This window comes from Thermococcus coalescens (genome assembly GCF_055392585.1).
Window position 1 is genome coordinate 421,942 of the sequence record NZ_AP043764.1, and the last position, 22,427, is coordinate 444,368.

Annotated in this window: 32 protein-coding genes; 24 read left to right on the forward strand and 8 right to left on the reverse strand. The window is 56.1% G+C overall.

The features are described from left to right. Positions 1 to 61 precede the first annotated feature (61 nt). Genes ACZ5M3_RS02425 through ACZ5M3_RS02435 form a run of 3 tightly spaced genes read right to left on the reverse strand, consistent with a single transcriptional unit; the run spans position 62 to position 2,699 of the window. Positions 62 to 586, reverse strand: a complete 525-nt coding sequence (locus tag ACZ5M3_RS02425; RefSeq protein WP_464841033.1) for a ferritin — start codon at positions 584 to 586, stop codon at positions 62 to 64. 48 nt (positions 587 to 634) lie between these two features. Next, a complete protein-coding gene (gene thiI / locus ACZ5M3_RS02430; protein ID WP_464840128.1) occupies positions 635 to 1,726 on the reverse strand; it encodes a tRNA uracil 4-sulfurtransferase ThiI in 1,092 nt (363 codons plus the stop codon). Position 1,727: 1 nt separating this feature from the next. Continuing rightward, positions 1,728 to 2,699, reverse strand: coding sequence for a ThiF family adenylyltransferase (locus ACZ5M3_RS02435; protein ID WP_464840129.1), 972 nt, complete (start codon positions 2,697 to 2,699; stop codon positions 1,728 to 1,730). Between the two features lie 148 nt (positions 2,700 to 2,847). On the opposite strand from ACZ5M3_RS02435, the gene ACZ5M3_RS02440 reads away from it, so the two are divergent. The 7 genes from ACZ5M3_RS02440 to ACZ5M3_RS02470 all read left to right on the forward strand — a co-directional run bounded on the left by ACZ5M3_RS02440 (position 2,848) and on the right by ACZ5M3_RS02470 (position 7,070). Next, a complete protein-coding gene (locus tag ACZ5M3_RS02440; protein WP_464840130.1) occupies positions 2,848 to 3,411 on the forward strand; it encodes a class I SAM-dependent methyltransferase in 564 nt (187 codons plus the stop codon). Further along, positions 3,398 to 3,934, forward strand: a complete 537-nt coding sequence (locus ACZ5M3_RS02445) for a nitroreductase family protein (RefSeq protein ID WP_464840131.1) — start codon at positions 3,398 to 3,400, stop codon at positions 3,932 to 3,934. The genes ACZ5M3_RS02440 and ACZ5M3_RS02445 overlap by 14 nt, the downstream gene beginning before the upstream one ends. A gap of 158 nt (positions 3,935 to 4,092) precedes the next feature. Beyond that, positions 4,093 to 4,335, forward strand: a complete 243-nt coding sequence (locus tag ACZ5M3_RS02450) for a hypothetical protein (protein WP_464841035.1) — start codon at positions 4,093 to 4,095, stop codon at positions 4,333 to 4,335. Beyond that, positions 4,336 to 4,665 (forward strand): hypothetical protein, encoded by a 330-nt coding sequence (locus tag ACZ5M3_RS02455; protein WP_464840132.1) that lies wholly within the window; start codon positions 4,336 to 4,338, stop codon positions 4,663 to 4,665. It abuts the gene before it with no gap. A 62-nt stretch (positions 4,666 to 4,727) separates the two neighbouring features. Continuing rightward, the gene (locus ACZ5M3_RS02460) at positions 4,728 to 6,029 is read left to right on the forward strand and encodes a cytochrome c biogenesis protein (RefSeq protein ID WP_464841036.1); all 1,302 of its coding nucleotides are present in this window, start codon (positions 4,728 to 4,730) and stop codon (positions 6,027 to 6,029) included. 12 nt (positions 6,030 to 6,041) lie between these two features. Beyond that, complete coding sequence (locus ACZ5M3_RS02465; RefSeq protein ID WP_464840133.1) at positions 6,042 to 6,395, forward strand: DUF302 domain-containing protein; 354 nt, start codon at positions 6,042 to 6,044, stop codon at positions 6,393 to 6,395. 240 nt (positions 6,396 to 6,635) lie between these two features. Continuing rightward, complete coding sequence (locus ACZ5M3_RS02470; protein WP_464840134.1) at positions 6,636 to 7,070, forward strand: 4Fe-4S dicluster domain-containing protein; 435 nt, start codon at positions 6,636 to 6,638, stop codon at positions 7,068 to 7,070. Between the two features lie 26 nt (positions 7,071 to 7,096). Here the strand turns inward: ACZ5M3_RS02470 and ACZ5M3_RS02475 are convergent, their stop codons facing one another. Further along, on the reverse strand, positions 7,097 to 7,549 hold the full coding sequence (locus ACZ5M3_RS02475) for an arsenate reductase ArsC (protein WP_464841037.1): 453 nt from the start codon (positions 7,547 to 7,549) through the stop codon (positions 7,097 to 7,099). A 147-nt stretch (positions 7,550 to 7,696) separates the two neighbouring features. Between ACZ5M3_RS02475 and arsB the strand changes: the two genes are divergently transcribed. The 15 genes from arsB (at position 7,697) to ACZ5M3_RS02550 (ending at position 19,358) form a co-directional block, all read left to right on the forward strand. Beyond that, a complete protein-coding gene (gene arsB / locus ACZ5M3_RS02480) occupies positions 7,697 to 8,791 on the forward strand; it encodes an ACR3 family arsenite efflux transporter (RefSeq protein ID WP_464840135.1) in 1,095 nt (364 codons plus the stop codon). 108 nt (positions 8,792 to 8,899) lie between these two features. Next, on the forward strand, positions 8,900 to 10,612 hold the full coding sequence (locus ACZ5M3_RS02485) for a 2-oxoacid:acceptor oxidoreductase subunit alpha (RefSeq protein WP_464840136.1): 1,713 nt from the start codon (positions 8,900 to 8,902) through the stop codon (positions 10,610 to 10,612). Continuing rightward, positions 10,609 to 11,484: a thiamine pyrophosphate-dependent enzyme gene (locus ACZ5M3_RS02490; protein WP_464840137.1), complete on the forward strand. Its 876-nt coding sequence runs from the start codon at positions 10,609 to 10,611 to the stop codon at positions 11,482 to 11,484. The genes ACZ5M3_RS02485 and ACZ5M3_RS02490 overlap by 4 nt, the downstream gene beginning before the upstream one ends. A gap of 45 nt (positions 11,485 to 11,529) precedes the next feature. Further along, positions 11,530 to 11,982: a peroxiredoxin gene (locus ACZ5M3_RS02495; protein ID WP_464840138.1), complete on the forward strand. Its 453-nt coding sequence runs from the start codon at positions 11,530 to 11,532 to the stop codon at positions 11,980 to 11,982. A 100-nt stretch (positions 11,983 to 12,082) separates the two neighbouring features. Beyond that, positions 12,083 to 13,312 (forward strand): FprA family A-type flavoprotein, encoded by a 1,230-nt coding sequence (locus tag ACZ5M3_RS02500; protein WP_464841039.1) that lies wholly within the window; start codon positions 12,083 to 12,085, stop codon positions 13,310 to 13,312. 62 nt (positions 13,313 to 13,374) lie between these two features. After that, positions 13,375 to 13,920, forward strand: a complete 546-nt coding sequence (locus ACZ5M3_RS02505; protein ID WP_464841041.1) for a ferritin-like domain-containing protein — start codon at positions 13,375 to 13,377, stop codon at positions 13,918 to 13,920. A gap of 9 nt (positions 13,921 to 13,929) precedes the next feature. Next, the gene (locus ACZ5M3_RS02510; RefSeq protein ID WP_464840139.1) at positions 13,930 to 15,012 is read left to right on the forward strand and encodes an NAD(P)/FAD-dependent oxidoreductase; all 1,083 of its coding nucleotides are present in this window, start codon (positions 13,930 to 13,932) and stop codon (positions 15,010 to 15,012) included. A gap of 91 nt (positions 15,013 to 15,103) precedes the next feature. Beyond that, positions 15,104 to 15,619 (forward strand): rubrerythrin family protein, encoded by a 516-nt coding sequence (locus tag ACZ5M3_RS02515; RefSeq protein ID WP_464840140.1) that lies wholly within the window; start codon positions 15,104 to 15,106, stop codon positions 15,617 to 15,619. 79 nt (positions 15,620 to 15,698) lie between these two features. Further along, positions 15,699 to 15,860 (forward strand): rubredoxin, encoded by a 162-nt coding sequence (rd, locus tag ACZ5M3_RS02520; RefSeq protein WP_012571827.1) that lies wholly within the window; start codon positions 15,699 to 15,701, stop codon positions 15,858 to 15,860. Between the two features lie 10 nt (positions 15,861 to 15,870). Next, entirely contained in the window at positions 15,871 to 16,218 is a 348-nt protein-coding gene (locus ACZ5M3_RS02525; protein ID WP_464840141.1) for a class II SORL domain-containing protein, read from the forward strand. Positions 16,219 to 16,332: 114 nt separating this feature from the next. After that, positions 16,333 to 16,938, forward strand: a complete 606-nt coding sequence (locus ACZ5M3_RS02530; RefSeq protein WP_464840142.1) for a hypothetical protein — start codon at positions 16,333 to 16,335, stop codon at positions 16,936 to 16,938. A gap of 32 nt (positions 16,939 to 16,970) precedes the next feature. Then, a complete protein-coding gene (locus ACZ5M3_RS02535) occupies positions 16,971 to 17,330 on the forward strand; it encodes an iron-sulfur cluster assembly protein (protein WP_464841043.1) in 360 nt (119 codons plus the stop codon). A 3-nt stretch (positions 17,331 to 17,333) separates the two neighbouring features. Further along, on the forward strand, positions 17,334 to 17,684 hold the full coding sequence (locus tag ACZ5M3_RS02540) for an iron-sulfur cluster assembly protein (protein ID WP_464840143.1): 351 nt from the start codon (positions 17,334 to 17,336) through the stop codon (positions 17,682 to 17,684). Between the two features lie 3 nt (positions 17,685 to 17,687). After that, positions 17,688 to 18,212, forward strand: a complete 525-nt coding sequence (locus ACZ5M3_RS02545; protein ID WP_464840144.1) for a ferritin family protein — start codon at positions 17,688 to 17,690, stop codon at positions 18,210 to 18,212. 108 nt (positions 18,213 to 18,320) lie between these two features. Further along, the gene (locus ACZ5M3_RS02550) at positions 18,321 to 19,358 is read left to right on the forward strand and encodes a DUF835 domain-containing protein (protein ID WP_464840145.1); all 1,038 of its coding nucleotides are present in this window, start codon (positions 18,321 to 18,323) and stop codon (positions 19,356 to 19,358) included. Between the two features lie 5 nt (positions 19,359 to 19,363). Here ACZ5M3_RS02550 and ACZ5M3_RS02555 read toward each other — a convergent pair whose 3' ends face one another. From ACZ5M3_RS02555 to dps, 3 genes are all read right to left on the reverse strand, one after another. Beyond that, positions 19,364 to 19,813: a ferritin family protein gene (locus ACZ5M3_RS02555; protein ID WP_464841044.1), complete on the reverse strand. Its 450-nt coding sequence runs from the start codon at positions 19,811 to 19,813 to the stop codon at positions 19,364 to 19,366. A gap of 120 nt (positions 19,814 to 19,933) precedes the next feature. Further along, entirely contained in the window at positions 19,934 to 20,236 is a 303-nt protein-coding gene (locus ACZ5M3_RS02560) for a ferritin family protein (RefSeq protein ID WP_013466634.1), read from the reverse strand. 42 nt (positions 20,237 to 20,278) lie between these two features. Continuing rightward, the gene (dps, locus tag ACZ5M3_RS02565; protein WP_464841045.1) at positions 20,279 to 20,830 is read right to left on the reverse strand and encodes a DNA protection during starvation protein; all 552 of its coding nucleotides are present in this window, start codon (positions 20,828 to 20,830) and stop codon (positions 20,279 to 20,281) included. A gap of 103 nt (positions 20,831 to 20,933) precedes the next feature. On the opposite strand from dps, the gene ACZ5M3_RS02570 reads away from it, so the two are divergent. Further along, positions 20,934 to 21,311: a transcriptional repressor gene (locus ACZ5M3_RS02570; protein ID WP_464840146.1), complete on the forward strand. Its 378-nt coding sequence runs from the start codon at positions 20,934 to 20,936 to the stop codon at positions 21,309 to 21,311. Here ACZ5M3_RS02570 and ACZ5M3_RS02575 read toward each other — a convergent pair. Further along, a complete protein-coding gene (locus tag ACZ5M3_RS02575) occupies positions 21,308 to 21,787 on the reverse strand; it encodes a ferritin family protein (protein WP_464841047.1) in 480 nt (159 codons plus the stop codon). The genes ACZ5M3_RS02570 and ACZ5M3_RS02575 overlap by 4 nt on opposite strands. Positions 21,788 to 21,842: 55 nt before the next feature. On the opposite strand from ACZ5M3_RS02575, the gene ACZ5M3_RS02580 reads away from it, so the two are divergent. Next, on the forward strand, positions 21,843 to 22,370 hold the full coding sequence (locus ACZ5M3_RS02580; RefSeq protein WP_464840147.1) for a GNAT family N-acetyltransferase: 528 nt from the start codon (positions 21,843 to 21,845) through the stop codon (positions 22,368 to 22,370). The last annotated feature ends 57 nt before the right edge of the window (positions 22,371 to 22,427 follow it).

A 22,427-nucleotide genomic window follows, 5' to 3' on the forward strand; every position in this document is an offset into this window, starting at 1 on the left:
TTCTTCGCAAAACTGTGTATTTCGGGAAGGCCAGAAGAAGAACAAATGAGGGAGAAAAACCTCAGCCTCCAGCCTGAAGGAGAAGTCCCGGGAGCTGGGGCTGTCTCTGGCCGAGCTCCTGGTCAAGCATGAAGATGACCTGCGGGCTGTCCTTGGCGAACCTGAGTTTATCGACGATCTTCTTGACGTTCGCCTCCTCCTCGACCTGCTCGTTGATGAACCACTCAAGGAATGCCCTCGTCGAGTAGTCCTTCTCCTCCTCGGCAAGGGCGGCGAGTTCGTGTATGTGTCTGGTTATGAACTGCTCGTGCTCGTAGGCCGCCTCAAAAGCGGCAAGCGGTGAGTCCCACTCCTTGGGCGGCTCCTGGACTGCCTTGAGCTCCACTCTGCCGTTCCTGTCGTAGATGTAGTTGTAGAACCTCAGGGCGTGGCCAAGCTCCTCCTCGGCCTGGGCCTTCATCCAGTTGGCGAAGCCCTCAAGGTTCATGTCCTCGAAGTAGGCCGCCATCGAGAAGTACAGGTAGGCCGAATAGAGCTCCCTGTTCAGCTGCTCGTTGAGGGCCTTCAGCATCTTTTCGCTCAGCATCTCCACCACCTCCAGGTATAGTTACACAGGGTTACTTTAAAAGCTTTCTCATACCAGCCCCTCCCGCTCCAGCACACCCAGAACCCTCTGGAACTGCTCAAGCTTCCCACTCGTAACGACCCTTTCCGGGCGGAACGGGCAGTCGCAGTAGGGGTACTCAAGGAACGCCTGATACGTCCCTATCTTTCTCGCTATCGCCACTATCTCCTCCTTGTCCATCCCCAAAAGCGGCCTGTGGACAGGGAAGCGCACGCTCATTGTCTCGAAATAGAGATTGGCGAGGGTCTGGCTGGCGACCTGTCCGAGGCTGTCCCCAGTGACTATTCCCAGTGCACCCTTCTCCCTCGCTATCTCCGCGGCTCTCCTCAGCATCGCAACTTTACAGACCACGCACGTCCACTCGCGGAGATTGGCCTTTACCAGGGCCGAGACGTAGGGCTTCAGTATCTCAAAGTGGTTCTCCACTATCAGCTCTATCGGCTCCGGCGAGTAGTCCTCAAGTATGTCAACGACCTTCTCGACGACGTTTCTCGCGTTCAGCCCCTGGTCAAAGTGCACCGCGATGACCTCAGCCCCCCTCTTGAGCATGAGGAAAGCGGCAACGGGAGAATCTATGCCCCCGCTCAGCAGGACGACGACCTTGCCCTGTGTCCCAACCGGCAGGCCGCCCACCCCGGGTATCCTCTCAAAGAAGACGTAGGCCTTCCCGGCTATTATCTCTATCCCGACGACGAGCTCCGGGTTTTTGAGGTCGACCTTCCAGCCGAAGTTCTCGACGATGAAGGCCCCAATCTCGCGGTTCACCTCCATTGATGTCTTCAGGAAGGTCTTGTCGAGCCTCTGGGTTTCGACCTTGAAGCTCTTCGGGTGGAGACCCTTGAGGGCATCCCTCAGGTAGGCGGGAACCCCTTCGTAGTCCATCACCCTCGCGGGGGAAACGGAGACCACACCGGGCACTTTGGCGATTATTTCAGCCGCCTCGTCCGGGGCATCGACCAGTATCCGCCCCCTGATTATCTTCGCCCGTCCCTCTATGCCCTTTCTCCTCAGCGCGGCGAGTATGTTGTCCCTGAGCTTCCTCTCGAACTCCCTCCTTTTGCCGCCCTTGATGCCGACCTCGCCGTAGCGCACGATTATCACTTCAACCACCCAGGTAGCGGGCGAAGAAGTTCTTGGCCTCCTTCTCGTCCTCGGCACCGCGGATTACCATTCTGCCAGTCCTGAACACCAGTATCTCGGCGTAGTCGTCCTCGAACTGGATGAACTGGCTCGTCTTCAGGTGCTCGATGCCGAGCTTCTCAAGCCTCTCCGCGAACTCGTCGAGGTTTATGCTCATAGGTACGGGCGGCGTCACCTGTATCGAGCCGTCGCACATGCGCTCGACCTTTATCCTCTTTTCGAGAAACGTGAGCTCCTTCCTCACACAGGCGGGACAGTCCTCCCTCCTCGGTATTTTGACCTTCTCGAAGTCCATGCTCTTGAGGTCAAAGAAGAACAGTTCGCTTTCGACCTCCTCGCCGAGCAGGATCTTCGCCGCCAGCGCTACCGCCAGCGATGCCGCAAAGCTCGGAACGTAGCTCATTATCCCGGCTATCGCACAGGTCGGCAGGGGCCTCTCCGGGAGCCTGGGCATCAGGCAGCGGAAGCAGGCGGTTTTTCCGGGGATTACCGGCATTATGTTGCCGTAGGTTGCCAGGACACCCACGTAAATCCAGGGCTTCCCGGTCTTTATCGCGTAGTCGTTTATCACCTGCCTCGTGTAGATGTTGTCAGTCCCGTCGATTATCAGGTCGGCTTCGTCCAGGAGACCCACCGTTCCGGGGTTGAGGTCTTCGAAGTGTCCCACGACCCCGAACCGCTCCTTCAGAACCTCGACCTTCGGCTTTCCGACGTCCTCCCTGGTGTATATCGTCCTGGGGAGGTCGCTCTCGTCAACGAAGTCCCTGTCGATGACGATGATTTTCCCAACACCGAGCTTGTGGAGGAAGTAGACCTCCCAGCTGCCCAGCGCGCCGGCTCCGACAACGGCAACGGTGCTCTCGCTCAGCTTTCTCTGTCCATCTATTCCTATGATCGGGAAGTGCCTTGAAAAGTCCATCGTTACCCCCACCATACTCTCACCACTGGGAGCTCTGTGGAGGGGATAAAAAGGGTTTTGGAAACCAAAGGTTGCATGATTCTAACGGTATCCAGCGCTGCTATGAACAGCTCAACCAAAAGGAATTTCTACCCGAACGGCCAACGATGCAATGGGGGTTAAGATGCACCGTTTCAGTCCCGAGCATGCGGGTGTGCTGGACTCCGAGTGGAGGAGGGAAGTCTTCCCTGCGGAGGAGGTGATAGACTTTGCCGTCCGCGAAGTCCCCCAAAGAGGGACCGCCGTGGACGTTGGCGCCGGCACCGGCTACCTGACCGTGCCCCTGGCAAGGGCCTTCAAGAAGGTGTACGCCATCGAGATAAGCCCGAAAATGGCGGAGATTCTGAAAAGAAGAATCGAGGACGAAAAGCTGGATAACGTCGAGGTGGTGATCACAGAGAGGCCGCCGGATATAGGCGACTTCGACCTTGCGGTCTTCTCCAGCGTTCTCCATGAGATGGAAAATCCGCGGGAGTACCTCCGCTGGGCCGGGAAGGCCTTCGTTCTCGTGGCCGAGTGGAAGAAGGAGCCGATGCCCTTCGGGCCTCCCGTGGAGGAGAGGCTCTCTCCGGAGGACATCATCAGGCTTGCCGAAGACTTCGAGCCGGTAAAATACAGGGAGCTGGAGTACCACTATCTGATGCTCCTGAAACCGAAGGTGCGGGGTGGGCTGGATGGAGTTCTTTGAAGCCCTTCGAAAGAGGAGGAGCGTGAGGCGCTTCCAGGACAAACCCGTGCCGCGTGAACTCGTGGAAAAGCTGCTTGAGGCGGCCTTCCTCTCGCCGAGTTCCTTCAACAAGAGGCCGTGGCACTTCATCGTGGTGGACGATGGGGAGAAGCTCAAGGCCCTCTCGAAGGCAAAGCTCGGGGCTTCCGGTTTAGCCACAGCACCGCTGGCGATAGTTATCACAGCGGACGAAAGCAGGAGTGACGTCTGGGTGGAGGATGCCAGCATAGCGGCGGAGCACATACAGCTCGCTTCCTTTGCCCTCGGCTTAAGCTCCTTCTGGGTGCAGATAAGGAACAGGATGCACGGTGACGGCAGAACGGTCGAGGACTACGTGAGGGAGCTTCTGGGGATTCCGGAAAACTACCGCGTCCTCTGCATCATAGGGGTTGGCTACCCCGCGGAGAAAAAGCCTCCCCACGGGGATGAGGTCTTCGAGTGGGGACAGGTGAGCCTCAACCGCTTTGGCGAGCCCTGGAGGTAGCTTTTCATTTTTAATTCTTCCCTTAGACATGCCTATGCTAACCCTCTGCTACCTGCCACGGGCAAATATAAACTGTAAAATTTCTTGGCACTGACCTTTCTATAATGGCAAAGATAAACCCAATAAGAAGTCCAGAGTATAAAACACCGGTGGTGCTCATGGGTGAAAATGGATGCAACGTCTTTCCAACCGCAAAGGTGTGCAAGTTCTGCGCCGGAGAGCGCCTTGACGACGTCGTCGCCCTGCTGAAAAGGAAGGGATACGAGGTGAGCGTCGAGGGCTGCCTTGGCCTGTGCGCCAAGTACGACTGCGGCAACATAAACGTCATCGCAGGGGATGCCGAGATCTCCGTGAGGGACGTGGAGGAACTGGAAACTGCAGTAACGGGGGGTGTTGTGTAAATGGTGAAGGTTCTCGTGATAATCACCAGCCCCGACGAAAGGGCTCTTCCGGGGTTCATGTGGGCCGCCAACGCCCTGCAGAACGGCTGGGCTGAGGACGTTGAGGTAATACTCTTCGGGCCTGCAGAGAGGGCGGTGGCGGAGGAAGACGAGCTCTTCATGCCGTGGGTAAAGAAGCTGGCAGAGATGGGCAGAACCCCGATAGCGTGCAGGAGGATAGCCGAGGTCGAGGGTTTTGTGGGGCCTCTGGAGAAGTACACGAAGGTTGAGTACGTCGGGAGGATAATAGCGGAAAAGCTTGAGGAGGGCTACGTGCCGATGACGTTTTGATGAAAAAAGCTTCAAAAAAAGGCTTTTTAACCACTCCATTAACCTTTTTTCAGGTGAAAGGAGTGCGCAGGGCGCTTTTGATGCTCGTGATTCTGTCGCTGCTCATACCGCTGGCCAGCGCGGGGACCGTCAAGTATGGGAACCTGTCTTTTCATGACGTCACGACCGAAAAGGAGCTCCAAAAGCTGGTCTCCTCGAACGAGGGGAGATACTTCTTCATCTTCTACCACTCCGAGAGCTGTCCCGCCTGCCAGTACATGAAAACTAACGTCTTTCCGACGGCCACCGCAGAAAAGGCTCTCCATGGTTTTGTTCTCGTCTCCGTGGACGTTTACAGAGGCCGCTCAATAACGACACTCCGGTACAGGGTTTACAGCCCCGTGGTGGTCATCCAGCCGGACAACGCCGGTTACTACAACCCCAAAACTCCCGGAGAGGAGATAAGCGTCGGTGTCCCCGGAACGCCGACCATGGTCGTCTTCAAGGCCGTTAACGGGACGATGGTTCTGAAGGGGGTGGCGGTAGGCGCCCTGAACCCCGACGGGCTGGCCTACTTCCTGGAGAAGGCAACGGAGGGGGAAGAACTCCAAACCGCCCCCAGGCCAGAGGGGCAGGGGTCATCCGCCAGGAACGGATCAGAGGCCCCCAACGGGGGAAGCAACCTCAGCCTCGCGGTCCTGCTCCCGATATTCTCCGCCGGAATAGTGAGCGTCTTCTCACCCTGCGTTCTCCCGGTAATAGCCGGGACGCTCTCCCTGACCTTCGCGAGGAGGAAGGTCGAGGCGATAATAGCCGGAATGGTGGTTTCCTTCGCCCTGCTCGGGGCACTCGTCGGCAGTCTCGGTGGTTATGCATCTCAGATACAGGGAGCGCTCTACCTCATCGGTGGGGTCGGCTTCATAGCCATAGGCGCGAGTTTTGTGAGCGAGCATGTCAGTTCGAGGCTCGAAAGGCTCCTCATCTTCTCCCCGGCCGACAGGGTATCCGGGAAGAAAGGCATCGCTTATGACTTCGCCCTCGGCTCCGCGCTCGGAGCGACGTGGCTCGGCTGCATCGCCCCCTACGTCGGCTTCGCGGTGATAACCGCCGCCCTGAGCGGGGACACGCTGAGCGGGGTCATCGTCATGGGAACCTACGGCCTGGGGATGGGCCTCACCGTCTACCTGCTGACGGCATCGAAGGACCTCGCCGAGTGGGTGAACCGGAAGCTCCTCTCCGGAAGGCTCTCCCTGAGCGGAGAGGGCAGGGCGAGGTGGGAGATCGTCCTCGGGGTGGTTCTGATCCTGCTCGGCCTGCTGATGCTCACAGAGCTGACGCCGCTAAAGCTCTGGAGCTCGCTCTTTGAATCGCTCTCACAGCTTTGAGGAGGTGGTTTGATGTACAGGTACAGGAGAAAACTCAGTCTGGGCCTCAAGGAGGCCGAGGAGAAGTTTAAGGCAAAGCTTGAGGAGAAGGGCTACAAGGTTGTGGTGGAGTTCACACCGAGCGACGTCGTAAAGGCCAAGGTCGGCGTCGATATGGAGCCGTACAGGATCCTCTGGGTCTGCAACCCGAAGAAGTTCTATGAGATGGTCAAGGTCGAATACGAAATCGGCTCCTTTGCCCCGTGTCCGGTGCTCTTCTACCGGAAGGACGGCGAGACCTACGTCGCAATAAACACCGCCGATGACGTGCTGGACGTAATCAAGGAGCCCCTTGAGGTCGTCAGAGGGGTCATAGAGGAGCTCTGAGCCCTTCCTTTTTATTTAAACATCCTCTCGTAAGCCTCACCCCTTGGTATGAACCCCGGCGAAGCGGAGTTTATGCAGTAGCGCCTCTCCCGAGACGATATCAATGTAAACTCCCTCTTTGAGGCCGCCTGGCACTTGAAGACTCTCTGAACAGAACCGTCCAGAACCGATGGTTGGAAACAAAAACATATGAAAAATATTTTATATGAAAATTTTTTCTTGATTAATGGGGTGAAGGAAATGCCCAACGTGGAGGCTCCCGTCATAGGGAAAGACGCCCTTGGAAGGCCCGTTAAGGATCTGAGCGTTGTCCCCTGGTGGGGGGTTGAGAGGAAGAAGATAGAGTGGTACCCGAAGATCAACTACGACGTCTGCGCAGGTTGCGGAATCTGCTTCGTCACCTGCGGGAGGAGGGTTTTTGACTGGGACGCAGAGGGGGGAAAGCCCGTAGTGGCAAGGCCCTACAACTGTATGGTCGGATGCAACACCTGCGCGATGATATGCCCCTGCGACGCCATAGAGTTCCCACCGAGGGAGTACCTGAAGAAGTGGGTGGCAATGGGCCGCATCACGAAGAAGGCCTTTGAGATAGTGAGTCAGATCACCAAGAAGAGCAACATGAGCGGGGAAGAGATAACGGCAACGCCCGATCAAGACCCTCCAAAGAAAGGATGAGAGATCAGGAGCATCAAGGATATCCGCTATTCAATCTTGAAAAGGTTCTTTTGCCCTATTATCTCCTCCCTGATCTTCCCGGTTTTTAAGTCATCAATGAGCCTCAGGACGCGCTGCCTTATCTCATCCCTTACCTCGCGGTACTTCTCAATCTGAAAGCCGTAGGGGTCGTCCAGCCTCCAGTCCCACGTCTTCTCGGGAGGGGCGTAGGGGCACCTGTCTAGGCAGCCCATCGTTATCACGAGGTAGGCTTCCTCCGCCATCTCCTCGGTATAGAGCTTTGGGTACTGACCATCGAGGGGGATCCCAACCTCTTCCATGACCTTCCTCGCGAGCGGGTCTATCTCATCGGCCGGTTCCGTCCCCGCGCTCATTGCCCTAAAGCGCGGGTCGTCGTTGAGGTGATTGAAGAACGCCTCCGCCATCTGGCTCCGAGCGGAGTTCTTGACGCAGACAAAGAGGATGAGCTTCTCCACCATTTCCACCGCCGGGAGAATTCGGAGATGGGCTTTAAATCCCTTGCCGCAGTATTCTATATAACATATATAGTTCCGGGAGAGGGGATAAACCTAACGTTTTGGAAATATTTATATTTGAAATTTTTTTAGTCGGTGTGGTGAGAGAAAATGGGGAGGAAAGGGCTGAGTTTCTTCGAAAAGTACCTTTCGCTGTGGGTTCTCCTCTGCATAATCGCGGGAATAGCGGTCGGGAAGTTTTTCCCGGCGCTCCCGGAGGCCCTCTCAAAGCTCACCGTTGCGAACGTCAACATGCCCATAGCGGTGCTGATATGGGCGATGATATACCCCATGATGGTCAAGGTGGACTTCTCCGCGATAAGGAGGGTGCACAAGGGTCAGATGCTCAAGGGCCTAACCGTCACGTGGGTCACCAACTGGCTGATAAAGCCCTTCAGCATGTTCTTCATAAGCTCGTTCTTTATAGGGGCGGTCTTCTCCGCCAGGCTCGGCCTAATCGAGCCCTCGCTGGCAAAGGAGTACATAGCGGGAGCGATACTCCTTGGTGCAGCTCCGTGCACGGCGATGGTCTTCGTGTGGAGCTACCTCGCCGACGGAGACCCGCTCTACACACTCGTGCAGGTCGCCACTAACGACATCATAATCCTCTTCGCCTTCGCCCCCATCGTCGGCTTTCTTATGGGACTCAACGAGGTTCCCGTGCCCTACGACACGCTCCTACTTTCGGTCGTCCTCTTCGTGGTGATTCCTCTCACAGCAGGCTACATCTCAAGGAAACACATCCTCAGAACCAAAGGACGGGAGTGGTTCGAGAGAGAGTTCCTCCCAAAGCTGGGCACCGTCTCGATCATCGGCCTTCTCCTCACGCTGATACTCCTCTTTTCCTTCCAGGGGAAGATAATCCTGGAGAACCCGCTTCACATAGTCCTCATAGCGATCCCGCTGACCATACAGACCTACTTCATCTTCGCCATAGCCTATGGATGGTCGTGGTTCTGGAAGCTCCCGCACAAAGTTGCCGCTCCGGCGTCATTCATCGGCGCCAGCAACTTCTTCGAGCTAGCGGTGGCAGTGGCGATAGCCCTCTTCGGCCTTGAGAGCGGCGCGGCACTGGCGACGGTCGTCGGCGTTCTGGAGGAGGTGCCCATAATGCTCAGCCTCGTCTGGATAGCCAACAGGACGAGGGGCCTTTTCACAGCAGAGTTTGAAGCAGGGAGTGCCGCACTGGCACTCACTGAGGAGTGATTCTCTCCCCACCATCCAAATATTTTTTGTTCACAAAAGAAAGTTATATAAGCCTAATTCACAAGCCTTATGATGTCGAAAGTCGAACTTAGATGAGAGTGATGTGATATGAAAGGGTTCAGAGAGGACGTTTCTATAGTTCTCGGCGGAGCGGCCGGACAGGGAATTCAGACCGTCGAGGGGATTCTGACGTACGCCCTCAAGAAGTCCGGCTACCACGTCTATGCCAACAAGGAGTACATGTCCCGCGTGAGGGGCGGGATAAACACCACGGAGATCCGCGTTTCTTCAAAGCGCGTTAGGGCTTTTGTGAGGAGGATAGACATCCTCGTGCCCTTCAAGCAGGGCGTTCTGAGCTGGGTGGAGGACAGGATATCAGACACCACCATCGTCCTCGGCGAGAGGGAGAACATCGAGGAAAGCTTTCTCGGAGATGTGAACCTCGTCGAAGTGCCCCTCACAAAGCTCGCCCTCGAAACCGGGAGCCAGCTCTACATCAACACGACCGCGGCGGGCCTTATAGTCGGCCTCTTCCACGGCGACTTTGGGGCGGTCGAGGAGTACGTAAGGAACCGCTTCGGGAGCAAGGGGGAGAACGTTGTCCGGAAAAACATCGAGGCCGCAAAGAAGGGCTACGAGCTGGGCGTTAGGCTCTGCGAGGAAGGAACGATAAAGGTAGAAATTGAGAGGGACGAGAAAGTCAGGGAGGAAATCCTCCTCAGCGGGACGGAAGCGGTTGGGATAGGTGCCCTGGCCGGAGGCATGAACTTCCTGAGCTTCTACCCGATGAGCCCTTCTACGGGCGTTTCGACATTCGCGGCGCAGAAGGCCGAGGAGTTCGGGATAATCGTCGAGCAGGTCGAGGACGAGATAGCGGCGATAAACATGGCACTGGGGGCGTGGTACGCCGGGGCCAGGGCCATGGTGAGTACCTCAGGAGGAGGCTTTGCCCTCATGAGCGAGGCGTTAAGTTTAGCCGGAATGGCGGAGAACCCGGTCGTTATACACCTCGCCCAGAGGCCCGGGCCGGCAACGGGCCTGCCCACCAGAACGATGCAGGGGGACCTGAACCTCGTCCTCCACGCCGGCCACGGCGACTTCCCCAGGATAATCCTCGCTCCGGGGAGCATGGAAGAGGCCTTCTACCTGAGCGCTGAGGCCTTCAACCTGGCGGACAGGTATCAGGTGCCCGTGATAATCCTCACCGACCAGTACTTCGTCGACACCTACTACAACCTGCCCAAGCCGGAGCTGGAGAGAGTAAAGTTCGAGAGACACATCGTTGAGGCAAAGCCCGGCTACCGGAGGTACGAGCTTACGGAGGACGGAATATCCCCCAGAGCCGTTCCCGGCTACGGTGAGGAGGTAGTGGTAGCCAACGGCAACGAGCACGACGAGTGGGGGGACATAACGGAGGACGCCGAGATGACGGCGAAGATGCAGGAGAAGAGGGCAGTCAAAAAGCTCGAAACGATACGGAAGAACGCGCCCCTGCCGAGGCTCGTTGGGAGCGAGAACGCTGAGTACCTCGTGGTCTCGTGGGGGTCAACGCTCCACGCCGTTGAGGAGGCCCTTGAGCAACTCGGAAGGAATGACGTGGCCCTGATCCACTTCAGCTGGGTCTACCCGCTCAACCCCGAAACAGGGGAGCTCTTCGAGGGCAGGAGGGTCATAGTTGTTGAGAACAACATTACAGGTCAGTTCGCCGACCTCCTTTGGAAGGAACTGGGCGTTAAGGCCGGCCACAGAGTTCTGAAGTACGACGGGAGGCCGTTTTCGGTGGAAGAGGTTTTTGACGCCCTCAAGGGGGTGATAGAATGAACCTTCCCACTGGCAGGGAGGCCTTTGAACCCAGAAGGCCAGGAAGCAAGGACGTCGCCTGGTGTCCCGGCTGCGGAAACTTCGGCATACGGAACATACTCGTCTCGGCCCTGGCTGAACTCGGCCTGAGACCGAGTCAGGTGGCGATAATCAGCGGGATAGGACAGGCTGCGAAGATGCCCCACTACATCAACGCCAACGGCTACCACACGCTCCACGGAAGGGCGATACCCATAGCGACGGGCGTGAAGGCGGCGAATCCTGAGCTTACCGTTATAGCCGAGGGCGGAGACGGCGACATGTACGCGGAAGGAGGAAACCACCTGCTCCACGCGATAAGGAGGAACCCGGACATAACCGTCCTCATCCACGACAACCAGATATACGGCCTCACCAAGGGGCAGGCATCGCCGACGACGATGGTTGGAATGAAAACCCCGACCCAGCCCTGGGGAGTTTTTGAGGAGCCTTTCAATCCCGTCGCCCTGGCGATAGCAATGAACGCCTCCTTCGTCGCGAGAACCTTCATGGGCTACTTCCGGGAGAGCGTCGAGATAATCAAGAAGGCGATCCAGCATAAAGGCCTCGCGATAGTTGACATCCTCCACCCGTGCGTCAGCTTCAACAGGGTGAACACCTACGCCTGGTACAGGGAGCACACCTACTGGATGGAGGACGGGCCCTTCGAGAGGGAAGAGGCCTTTAAGCGTGCCATAGAGACCGACCCCGTCCCGCTGGGAATCTTCTACATCAATGAGAGGCCGACCTTTGAAGAGAGCGTTCCGGCCTACAGAACCGATAAGAGGCCCCTGTGGAAGCGCGGGCCGAAGCTCGACCTCGTGGAGATGTTCTTCGAGAGCAAGAGGCCATGAGGAACCTTTCATTTTTTGATTTGAAAGCACTGGAGGTGTTTCCTTATGAAAATTGGAGACCAAGCCCCTGATTTCCTCCTCAAGGACCAGAACGGGGAGGACTTCAGGCTGAGCGATTTCAGGGGGAAGAAGGTTCTGCTGTCCTTCCATCCCCTGGCCTGGACGGGAATATGCGAGAAGCAGATGAAGGCCCTTGAGGAAAACCACGAACGCTTTGAAAGGCTGAACGTCGTTCCCGTCGGGATAAGCGTCGACGCCGTGCCGAGCAAGAAGGCCTGGGCCGAGCACATCGGCCTCAAGAAGCTCAGGATTCTGAGCGACTTCTGGCCTCACGGGGAGGTTGCGAGGCTCTACGGCCTCTTCCGCGAAAAGGAGGGCTTTTCAGAGAGGGCAAACGTCCTCATAGACGAAGAGGGGAAGGTAGCGTTCTTCAGGGTCTACCCGATAAGGGAAGTGCCCGACCTGGAGGAGATATTCCGACTCCTGGAGGGAGGGTGAGTCCCCCTTTCAGAATTTTAACCCTACCCAATTTCGTCCTTAACTTTTTGGTCAAGAAAGCCTTTTTATGTTCCCGCACCAAGTAGGTTCGGTGATGAAAATGCCCAAGATATGGGTCGAAAAGATACTCGATGAACCCGAACTCTACATTCTGAGGATTGACGATGACAGGATAAAGTACTTCGAGGCCACCTGGGACATCCCGGAGGGGATAACATACAACGCCTACCTTATGAAGACTGGCGATGCGGTGGTTCTCTTCGACGCCTGGAAAGGGGAGTACACCAAGGAGTTCCTTGAGACCCTGGGGAAGCTCGTTGACCCGAAGGAGATAACCCACATCATAGTTCATCACACGGAGCCCGACCACAGCGCTGCCATCCCGGCGCTCCTTGAGGCCAACGGCTACAGGGCCAGGCTCATAGGCACCACCTTCGCCAAGCGCTTCATGGAGGGCTTCTTCGGGGAAAAGGTCGTCGAGAACTTCCACACGATAGCGGACGGCGAGGAGATTCAGATCGGTGGGAGGACGTTCCGCTTCATAACCGTCCCCTGGCTCCACTGGCCGGACACAATGATCACCTACGTCGTCGAGGACAGGCTCATATTCAGCTGCGACGCCGGCGGCGGCTACTCAATCCCGCCGGCCATAGACGACAGCGACGAGGAGGTCGTGAAGAACTACCTGCCGCACGTGACGAAGTACATAGTGACCGTCATAGGCCACTACCACAAGTACATCGTCCAGAACATCAAGAAGCTCAAGAGCCTCGGAATAGTCGAGGAGGCGAGGATGATACTCCCCGGACACGGTCTCATATGGAGAAAAGACCCGATGAGGATTTTTAGGCACTACGAGGACGTGGGCTCGGGAAGGAGCAAAAAGGGCAAGGTTCTCGTTATCTATGACTCCATGTACGGGTTCGTTGAGAGGAGGATGGAGATCGTTATAGACGAGCTTAAGAAGCACGGGATGAAGCCCGTCGTATACAAGTTTACGGACAAGGAAGCCCCCGCGGTGAGCGACATACTCGGAGAAGTCCCGGACAGCGAGGCAATAATAATAGGCGCCTCGACCTACGAGGCTGAGATACACCCGAGGATACGCTACACACTCTACGAGATTGTTGATAAGGCCAACTACGGGAAGCCCGTCCTCATCGTTGGAGCCTTCGGGTGGGCGGGGGTTGCCGGTAAGAAGATAGAGACCATGATAACGCGCAGCAAGTTTGACCACGTCGACACCGTCGAGAGCCGTGGTATGCCAAGGCCAGACGACGAGGAGCGGCTCAGGGAGGGTGTCAGAAAGCTCGTGGCCTGGATCTCGTGAGGCACTTTCCTTTTTCGCCTCACGCATATTTAAATACTTCACAAAAAATATAGAAGATGGTGATGTGGATGGAAGATGTTCTTGACAGACTTGCCCAACTCCCACCGAGGGAGATACTGGGCTACGCCATAGCCTCTGAGGAAGACGCAAAACGGTTCTACGAGGCTCTTGCATCAAAAAGCGGGGCCCTTCTTGGAGATTTCTTCAGGGAGCTGGCCAAGGCCGAGGAGGGGCACAGGACAATACTTCTCAAACTGCACGAGAGCCTCTTCGGGAACACCGACTACACCGTCCCGGAGGGCATACCCTTTGCCGAGACCTCGGTCAGCGTGGACACAGTGGCAAACCTCATCGAGGCAATGAGGGTCGCACTCGTCAATGAAAAAACCGCCGGGAGGCTGTACAGCCATCTGGGCAAGATACTGCCAGAACACAGGGGGATATTCGGATTCCTGGCGGCACAGGAAAGGGCGCACTACGCATCGATACGGAGCCACGTCGAGTACCTCGAAGACGTCACCCAGGGACAGCCTGAGTACGTGAACGCGCCGGTGGAGTTCTTCGGCGCCCAGCTGGAGCTCTACCTGGGCCCACGCACAAGGAAGTGAGGTGACAGCGTGAGGGTCGTTATAGTCGGCAACGGGCCGGGTGGTCTTGAGCTCGCCAAGAACCTGAGCAAAGAGTTTGACGTGACCATAGTCGAGAAGGAGAAGCTACCCCACTACTCCAGGCCCATGCTTAGCCACTACATAGCGGGCTTCATCCCCGGGGAGAGGCTCTTTCCGTATTCCCCCGAGTGGTATGTGGAGAAAGGGATAAACCTGCTCCTCGGGACGGAGGCAAAGCTGATCGATAGGTTCAGGAAGATTCTCGTGACGGAGGGGGGCGAGATACCCTACGACGTCCTCGTCATGGCGACCGGAGCGAGGGCCAGAGAGCCAACCGTCCCCGGAAAGGAGCACATCCTAACCCTCAGAACCCTCAAAGATGCAGAGCTGATAAAAGAGCGCCTTGAGGCGGAGGGCGAGATAACGGTTCTTGGTGGGGGCTTCATAGCTCTTGAACTCGCCGGAAACCTCGCCAAGGCCGGCCACACCGTGAAGGTGGTTCACAGGGGGGAGACCCTGCTCGGCCTGGACGGCGAACTTAGTGACCGCATCAGGGAGGAACTTGAGAGGACTGGAGTTGAGTTCCACCTGAAGTCAAAAGTCATAAGCGCCGACGAAGATGGTATAAACACCGAAACGGGCTACATCCCCGGGAAGCTGAAGGTCTGTGCCTTCGGGATAGTACCGAACAGGGAGCTCGCCCTAAAGAGCGGTATCCACGCCGGCAGGGGAATACTGGTCGATGACCACCTCAGGACATCAGCCAGGGACGTCTACGCCATAGGGGACTGCGCGGAGCTTGGGGGCGTCGTTGGGGGAACGGCCAGAACAGCGGTGGAGCAGGCGAAGGTTCTCGCGAGAATACTAAGGGGGGAGGAGGCCAGCTACGTTCCGTTCAGGTCGGCGTTCTTCAAGTTCGCCGACTTCAGCGTAGCCATCATCGGAAGGACGAAAGGGAGGGGAGAATGGCTCAATGAGAACACCAAGGTCTTCTACGATGGGGAGAAAGCCACCGGTGCCGTCGTCCTCGGTGATCTCAGGGAAGCCATGAGGCTCGAAAAAATTATCAGAGAGGGACTACCTATTGACTGAAGTGCAGGTTTCATCAAACTTTTGGTTTGGAAAATCGTTATATACCCCTGGCACGGAGATATTAATGCAGCAACGTTTGTAGGTGGTATGCATGGCGGTGAAAAGGAAAATGACCCGGAAGTTTCTGGAGGATGCCTTTGCCGGCGAAAGCATGGCACACATGAGGTACCTGATTTTTGCCGAGCAGGCCGAGAAGGAGGGATTCCCCAACATAGCCAAGCTCTTCAGGGCCATCGCCCACGCTGAATTTGTCCATGCCAAGAACCACTTCATAGCCCTTGAGCACCTGGGCAAGACCCCGGAGAACCTGCAGGCAGGGATAGACGGCGAGACCTACGAGGTCGAGGAGATGTACCCGGTCTTTAAGAACGCCGCCGAGTTCCAGGGTGAGAAAGACGCGGTGAGAACGACCCACTACGCCCTTGAGGCAGAAAAGATACACGCCGAGCTTTACGCCAAGGCGAAGGAGCTCGCCGAAAGCGGAAAGGACATCGAGATAAAGAGGATATACATCTGCCCGGTGTGCGGCTACACCGCCGTGGACGAGGCCCCCGAGTACTGCCCGGTCTGCGGTGCCCCGAGGGACAAGTTCGTGGTCTTTGAGTGAACTTTTCGCTTTTTCATTTCTCAGGTTTGAGGCGCAAACCTTATAAGGTCGAACTAATAACGTTAGGGTGGTGAAAGAAATGGCCAAATGGAAGTGTATAGTATGCGGATACATCTACGATGAGGACGAGGGCGACCCCGACACGGGGATCGAGCCCGGAACCAAGTTCGAGGATCTTCCCGAGGACTGGGTCTGCCCGCTCTGCGGCGCTCCCAAGGACATGTTTGAAAAGATAGAGTGAGGTGGTCGGGATGATAAGCGGAACCATAAGGAGTGGAGACTGGAAGGGGGAGAAGCACGTCCCCGTTATAGAGTACGAGAAGGAGGGCGACCTCGTCAAGGTCGAGGTTCAGGTCGGCAAGGAGATACCGCACCCGAACACGCCGGAGCACCACATAGCCTGGATCGAGCTCTACTTCCACCCGGAGGGGGAGAACTTCCCGATTCTCGTCGGCAGGGTTGCCTTCACCAACCACGGCGACCCGCTCACCGAGCCGAGGGCGGTCTTCTTCTTCAGGACGGGCAAGAAGGGCAAGCTCTACGCGCTCAGCTACTGCAACATCCACGGCCTCTGGGAGAACGAGGTCGCGCTTGAGTGATTCTTCTGCCCCAACCCCCTCTCTTTTTTGGTATCCTGCCCGAGTGACATCCGGAAGGTTTATTTATACTGCCGACGAGAGTGTTCCACAATGAATCTACTGAGATGATACATGATGTACCCGTACCACGTTGTCATGAGCGTTGGCGGGATCCTGGTTCTTCTCGGGATCTTCTTGACGTGGAACCTCTCAAGGAATATAGAAAAGTTCCGGCTCGGAACAGGGAGCATCTCCTGGTTCATGTTCCTTGGCGGGCTCCTGACGGCACTTGGGTTTATCGAACTGATGATGGGGATGGGAACCGAGACGATGGCACTCCCAGCCATCCTCGGGCCGGCCCTGATAGTTTACGCACTCTCCGAGAGCGGCCTCGTAAGGGCAAAGCCGGAGATGCTCGTTCAGGTGGCGGTGATAGTGGGCTCACTCGTGCTGAGCGGGGACAGGATCCTGTACGTTATTGAATCATTCTCCGCCATAGCCGTCGTGATCCTCATGGACGCGGCCGCGTTCTACGTCCACACCCCCGAATCTTACAGCAGGGGGGCGAGGCTTTCGGCGTGGCTGTTCACCCTCTTCGTGCCCCTGAACGCATACGAGCCCGGAAGCCCGCTGGCCATGGGGCGGTACATAATCTCAACCACCCTCTGGGTCGCAATACTCGTCGCGCTCCACGGCGTCCTCAGGGAACGCTTCCCCAGAACTGCCCAGGAAAGCTTATAACGGGACACTCCAACTCTCCTCAGGTGAGAAAAATGAAGGTTTACATGCCGGGCAGGGAGTGGCCTGAGCACTACAGGGCTGTTCTCAATGAACTCGCAGAGATAACCGACCCCGTCACGGGGGGAGACATCCTCAGCTCCGGTGTCGTGGCGGGCCTAGAGGTAACGGACGACACGCTCAAAGTCTGGCTCAACTTCGAGAGCCATGCCGAGTACAACATAACGGGTGCAAGTGCAATAGCGTACTCCAAGATAATCGGCGACATAATCGAGCGCTTTGCCCTGGTGAGGTTCCAGAATGTCTACGTCTACGACCTCAAGAACAACCCCGTCGGAGTTTTTGAGAACAAGAAGGGATATAAGATCGATGATATAAGCAGAGAGAAGGTCTGAGCCTTGGGACTCTTTGAACTTTTTAGGGCGAAAAAGAGGCCCGAAAAGGGGCCCAGGAAGGACCTGCCCCCCGAGGTCTCCAGGGTAGTTGGGATTCTGCGGAACGTTCACGACCCCGAAACCGGGCTCAGCATAGTAGATGAGGGTCTCCTCTACGGATTAACCGTGAGAGGGGACGAGGTCGATGTTTTCCTTCTGATGGCCAGGTCAACGCCGGAGTGTCATTTCTGCCAGATGCTGGCAATAAACGTCCAAAACAGAATACTGAGGGAGATAGTGGACGTCCTGAAGGCGGAAGGGTTTAATAGAATAAGAATCTACAATGAGATTGGACTGTTGCTTGCGGAGGGATGATTTATGGTTCCACCCGAAGTGGACGAGGGGCTTCCCCTCGAAAAGGTTAAGGATTTCTCCCTTGAGGAGCTCCTCGGGATGGCCATAAAGGCCGAAATCGGGGCAAGAAAGTTCTACGAAAGCCTGGCCGAAAGGCTCGATATCCAGGCCCTGAAGGAAAAGATTGAGTGGCTTGCCGACGAGGAAGGCAAACACGAGGCGCTCCTGAGAAACCTGTACGAGAGCATGTTCCCTGGAAAGGAGGTGGTCTTCCCGAGGGAGCACATAGGGCCCGAGCTTCAGCCCGTTGCAAGGGAGCTTCACGGGGCCGAGGACATCATAGAGCTGATACGCTGGGCAATGAGGGCCGAGGAGATAGCTGCCAACTTCTACGCCGAAATCGAGAACATCGTCGAGGCAGAGAACAAAAAGAGGCTCATGCGCTACCTAAGCGACATGGAAAAGGGCCACTACTACACCCTGAAAGCCGAGTACGAACTCCTCCTCGACTGGTCGATGTACAGCCAGATGATGAACCTCGGCCCGTGATGCGGTATCCCAGAGAGTGCCCCGCGGCGCCTTCTCCAATTTTGGGATGCACCAAGTTTTTAAACCCTAAAGTCCAGCAGGGTTATATCCGGCCAGGAAGGGTTACGTATGGCTGTAAATCCCCTTTGGCTAACAATAGCGCTTAGAATAACCGCCGGTGTAGTGTTCCTCAGGGCATACATAAAAAGCGCCCGGAGGTCAGCCCTCCTTCTCTCAGCGGGGTGGATCAGCGGCATCCCGATATCCTCCGGCGGGGCATTCGACCCCAGGGCCGAGTGCCTTGCCATAGGCGTCTCCTCCGCGTTTACACTGCTTGGAATACTACTTCTCATTGAGGAGGAAAGCGGTAAGAGGTCCCCGAGGGCCATGCACGTGACCCTGCCGTTGTTACCCATCCTGTACGGTGTCGTTGAGGCGTCCTTCGGGACGTCATGCACGGGCACATACATAACCAGCGGTGTCCTCCTCCTGATAAGCGGCTTCATATTCGTGGAGATGCTCTCCCCGTACTACCGCTCCAAGGCGAGGCTCTTCGGTTTCATTATTGCCGTCTCGGGATTGGCCAGCATGATGTATCCAATGCTCTATGAGGGCGGGAGGCTGTCATCCGACCTCGTGGTGTACATCTCCTTCATACTGGCTCTTCTGATGGCCTACGCCTACTACGGTGTCATATACAGCAGGCGCTTCCTTGAACTGGAACGCGTAAAGGGTGGAAGCCCCGAGGACATCGACCTCTCGGGAAGCCACGTGGTCTCCAGCAAAGAGTTCCGGGACATCGCGCTCAGACTGAAGGGGTTCCCCGTGCTGGCATTCCTAAGGAGCTCCCAGCCCCAGGACGGGTGGATAACTTACTGGATAAGAACGATAGACGGCCCGGAGGCAGTTCTGCCAACTTCGATGTACAAGATCACCGAAATCGTTAACCAGTACCTCCAGGAGCTAGGAAGTATGGGGAGAAAAGGCGTCGTCGTGATAGAAGCCCCGGAATTTCTGAAGCTCTACAACGATTTCAGGGGAGTGGTCAAGATGCTGGCGGCCGTGAGGGACAACGTGATTGTCCACGGCGGCGCACTGATAGTCGTCACGGAAAAAGATGTATGGAGCGAGGAGGAGTGGAACGTCCTCCTGAGAACCCTGAGCTGAGTCCATTACTCCTTGTACTTTGATATCAGCTCCGCCAGAATCCTGTGGTGCTCCTTCTCGTTCTCGACCAGGGCCTCGGCGAGGCTCTTGAACAGGGGATGGGTCATCTTCTCCGCCATTTTCTGATAGGTCTCTATCATGTCCTTTTCTATGTCTAAATGCATCTCGGCAAAGCGCTTGACCAGGGCTTTCTGCTCGGGCACAAGTTCGACCTCTTTGACCTCCTCCATGGGCCCCTCGCCCGCGAGCTTCCCCAGCTCCTTTTGGGCCTCCAGGATGGCCTTCATCAGGTGCTTGTGGATTATCGTGTCGACGGCTATTCTGCCAACGACTTCTTCAACCCTGGTGTACCTCAGTCCCTGTCCCCTTATGAGGCCGAGACCATCGGTGTAGCTGGAAGCGGCCTTCTTCTCGGTCTCATAGGCCCTCTTAACAAGTGGCTCAACCATGCACATCACCAGAAGTATATGAACATCGAACCTTAATAACGTTTTTCATTGAGCAAAAGGGTGCATCAACATACTACTTCGTGCACGAGAATCGAAAGGAAGCGAGGGAAAAGGGGAACGAAAAAGTCACAGTTCGACCTTTATGCCGGTCTCTTCCTCAACCTCTTCAAAGCCTTCCTTCATGTACTTCACGAGCTCCTCATCGACTTCAAGGAGTGCCGCCAGGAACTCCCCAACGTGCTCCTTTTCCTCGTTGGCGACGTCGTAGAAGATGTGCTTTATCCTCTCGTCCTCTATCAGCTCCGCCAGCTGCTCGTAGAAGCTTATGGCGTCGAGCTCGGCCTCGATGGCCCAGCGGAGTGCCTGGGCTATTTCCCTCTTTGAGAGGGGCTTCTCCCTCCCGAGGAGGTAGGGCTTTTCAGCGAGCATGGTATCACCACCACATAATACGTCAGGGCGTTAATAACATTTTCACCTCAGGAACTTTGAGACAAAGGGGCTCTCTCCGGGCCTGGTTCTCCTGAAGTGGCCGCTCGGCTTTCCGGTAAGAAGCTCCTCGAACCAGGCCTCGTGCTCGATTTCCTCGTGGAGTATCGCCAGGGCGAGGTCGTACGTCCTCGGGTCCTTTCCAAAGGTGTACTTGCATATCTCGGTGTAAACGCCAACCGCACAGCGCTCCGCCTCAAGCAGAACCTTCAGGATGTTCTCAACGGTCGGCTCCTCAGGGAGGTATGCATCGCGGCACCAGGCCATCTTCGAGAAGTCCACGATGTCCCTCGGCAGTTCTCCGCCGAGCTCATAAATCCTCGGAACAAGGGCCTCGAAGTGGTTCCTGTCCTCAAGGCGGGCGTCCTCGATTATCTCCTTTATCGTCTCGCCCTCCATGCCGGCGGCATGATTCCTCAGAACGGTGTAGTAGTAATAGGTCGTGAACTCCGCGGCTGCGGCCCTCAGCAGCATGTCCAGGAGTTTTTCCACGTCTATTCCGGCCTTTTCAACAAGTCTTCGGTTGTGTTCGGACATAGTTTTCACCAAAAACTGTTGGCATTTCTACTTAATAAACTTTTCTATTTAGAAGTCGTTTCTAATTAGAAAGACTTATAAGCAGGGGAGCGTAACCTAGACCATGTGGAAAGAAAACGCCCTTAAACTGCTCAAAGAGAGCGGCTACAAGCTCACGCCCCAGAGGCTCAAGCTGGTGGAGATACTCGATAGAATCGGGAGCGAACACCCGTCGCTCAAGGAGGTTCTCAGTGAAATCAGGGAGGAATTCCCGACCGTGAGCTTTTCCACCCTGTATTCCAACGTCCTAACTCTGAAGGAACTGGGCCTGCTCGAACTTTTCTCGCTGGACGGAGAAACGAGGGTGGAGCTCAACACAGAACCCCACATCAACCTGATAAGCGGGGGCAAAGTCATAGATCTTAACGACCCGGAGATAATCGAAAGGATAAGGGAGAAAACCGACCGAAACGTTAGGCTCGTCAACGTTGTCCTCGATTAGTCCACCTCAAGGCTGAAGTCCTGGTAGTCCATCCAGATGCCGGTCTTCATCACCGAGTCGTACTGGGCTTTTAGAAGCTCATAGTGGGACTTCTCCACCTTCGCCAGCTCCTCAAAGACCCTCCTCACAGAGTCGTGTTTCGCCTCCTTCGCCGCCTTTTCGTAGAACTCCCACGTCAGCTTTTCCTGCTCCATTCCTATCCTAACCGCGTCGACCTCGCTGAGGTCCTTTTCGTCAACGCTGACGAGGAGCTTCTCCAACATCGCCCTGTCAACGGCAGGGAGTTCGCACTCCTCTATGAGTTTCTCGACGAACTTCTCCTCGAAGATGCCCCAGTGCTCCGCCTCCTCCCGGGCGAGGAACAGAAACATCCTCTTGGCCCGCTCATCGCTGGCCTTTCTTGCGAGCCGTATATAGAAGTTAAGCTCCGCTTTCTCAACCTCAAGTGCAAGGGCCAGGACCTCAAGCTCGTTCATAGGATCCACCAAAAGATTTTAGGGTTACATGCATAATAACCTTTGGTGGACAGGTATGAGGATTGAGAAGGTCGAGAAACCCCTCGAACTCAAGGAGGAGCTCCTCGGCTTTGTCTTCCGGGTTTACCAGGGCACGGGAGGGGCCTATCCAAAGCTCGAATGGGTGGAGAGAAAACCCTCAACGGACGATTTTGAGGGCTTTAAAGAGGTCTATGAGCCGTTCCTTGAGTTCAGACTTAGAGATGAGTTCGATGAGCTCTACGTTCTGAGGGACGAGGGGAGAAGGGTGGCCGGAACAATAGCCCTCGTCTACAACCTCGAAGGTAAGGACGTCTGGTGGGTGCCGGAGGAGATAAAAAATGAAAAAACCGGCCTCATCGAGTTCTTCATGGTCGATCCGGCCTACAAGGGTAAGGGCTACGGCTCAATGCTCCTGGAGTTCGCGGTGAACAGATTAAAAGAACTCGGCAGGGAGGCCTACGTGATAACCTTCCCGGAGCTTGAGGCTTATTCATATTATATGAGAAAGGGCTTCGTCAAGGTCATGGACTACGGGGAGTTCGTTGTGCTCAGGAAAACGTGAGCTAATGGCCAGTACCCAAAACTGACCAAGAATCCTTTTATACACCGGTGAGTAGGT

Coding starts and splice junctions, on each gene's coding strand:
- ACZ5M3_RS02425 (WP_464841033.1), bottom strand. CDS start 586: ATGCTGAGCGAAAAGATGCTGAAGGCCCTCAACGAGCAGCTGAACAGG.
- ACZ5M3_RS02435 (WP_464840129.1), bottom strand. CDS start 2,699: ATGGTGGGGGTAACGATGGACTTTTCAAGGCACTTCCCGATCATAGGA.
- ACZ5M3_RS02440 (WP_464840130.1), top strand. CDS start 2,848: ATGCACCGTTTCAGTCCCGAGCATGCGGGTGTGCTGGACTCCGAGTGG.
- ACZ5M3_RS02445 (WP_464840131.1), top strand. CDS start 3,398: ATGGAGTTCTTTGAAGCCCTTCGAAAGAGGAGGAGCGTGAGGCGCTTC.
- ACZ5M3_RS02450 (WP_464841035.1), top strand. CDS start 4,093: ATGGGTGAAAATGGATGCAACGTCTTTCCAACCGCAAAGGTGTGCAAG.
- ACZ5M3_RS02455 (WP_464840132.1), top strand. CDS start 4,336: ATGGTGAAGGTTCTCGTGATAATCACCAGCCCCGACGAAAGGGCTCTT.
- ACZ5M3_RS02465 (WP_464840133.1), top strand. CDS start 6,042: ATGTACAGGTACAGGAGAAAACTCAGTCTGGGCCTCAAGGAGGCCGAG.
- ACZ5M3_RS02470 (WP_464840134.1), top strand. CDS start 6,636: ATGCCCAACGTGGAGGCTCCCGTCATAGGGAAAGACGCCCTTGGAAGG.
- ACZ5M3_RS02475 (WP_464841037.1), bottom strand. CDS start 7,549: ATGGTGGAGAAGCTCATCCTCTTTGTCTGCGTCAAGAACTCCGCTCGG.
- arsB (WP_464840135.1), top strand. CDS start 7,697: ATGGGGAGGAAAGGGCTGAGTTTCTTCGAAAAGTACCTTTCGCTGTGG.
- ACZ5M3_RS02485 (WP_464840136.1), top strand. CDS start 8,900: ATGAAAGGGTTCAGAGAGGACGTTTCTATAGTTCTCGGCGGAGCGGCC.
- ACZ5M3_RS02490 (WP_464840137.1), top strand. CDS start 10,609: ATGAACCTTCCCACTGGCAGGGAGGCCTTTGAACCCAGAAGGCCAGGA.
- ACZ5M3_RS02495 (WP_464840138.1), top strand. CDS start 11,530: ATGAAAATTGGAGACCAAGCCCCTGATTTCCTCCTCAAGGACCAGAAC.
- ACZ5M3_RS02500 (WP_464841039.1), top strand. CDS start 12,083: ATGCCCAAGATATGGGTCGAAAAGATACTCGATGAACCCGAACTCTAC.
- ACZ5M3_RS02505 (WP_464841041.1), top strand. CDS start 13,375: ATGTGGATGGAAGATGTTCTTGACAGACTTGCCCAACTCCCACCGAGG.
- ACZ5M3_RS02515 (WP_464840140.1), top strand. CDS start 15,104: ATGGCGGTGAAAAGGAAAATGACCCGGAAGTTTCTGGAGGATGCCTTT.
- rd (WP_012571827.1), top strand. CDS start 15,699: ATGGCCAAATGGAAGTGTATAGTATGCGGATACATCTACGATGAGGAC.
- ACZ5M3_RS02525 (WP_464840141.1), top strand. CDS start 15,871: ATGATAAGCGGAACCATAAGGAGTGGAGACTGGAAGGGGGAGAAGCAC.
- ACZ5M3_RS02530 (WP_464840142.1), top strand. CDS start 16,333: ATGTACCCGTACCACGTTGTCATGAGCGTTGGCGGGATCCTGGTTCTT.
- ACZ5M3_RS02535 (WP_464841043.1), top strand. CDS start 16,971: ATGAAGGTTTACATGCCGGGCAGGGAGTGGCCTGAGCACTACAGGGCT.
- ACZ5M3_RS02545 (WP_464840144.1), top strand. CDS start 17,688: ATGGTTCCACCCGAAGTGGACGAGGGGCTTCCCCTCGAAAAGGTTAAG.
- ACZ5M3_RS02550 (WP_464840145.1), top strand. CDS start 18,321: ATGGCTGTAAATCCCCTTTGGCTAACAATAGCGCTTAGAATAACCGCC.
- ACZ5M3_RS02555 (WP_464841044.1), bottom strand. CDS start 19,813: ATGTGCATGGTTGAGCCACTTGTTAAGAGGGCCTATGAGACCGAGAAG.
- ACZ5M3_RS02560 (WP_013466634.1), bottom strand. CDS start 20,236: ATGCTCGCTGAAAAGCCCTACCTCCTCGGGAGGGAGAAGCCCCTCTCA.
- dps (WP_464841045.1), bottom strand. CDS start 20,830: ATGTCCGAACACAACCGAAGACTTGTTGAAAAGGCCGGAATAGACGTG.
- ACZ5M3_RS02570 (WP_464840146.1), top strand. CDS start 20,934: ATGTGGAAAGAAAACGCCCTTAAACTGCTCAAAGAGAGCGGCTACAAG.
- ACZ5M3_RS02575 (WP_464841047.1), bottom strand. CDS start 21,787: ATGAACGAGCTTGAGGTCCTGGCCCTTGCACTTGAGGTTGAGAAAGCG.
- ACZ5M3_RS02580 (WP_464840147.1), top strand. CDS start 21,843: ATGAGGATTGAGAAGGTCGAGAAACCCCTCGAACTCAAGGAGGAGCTC.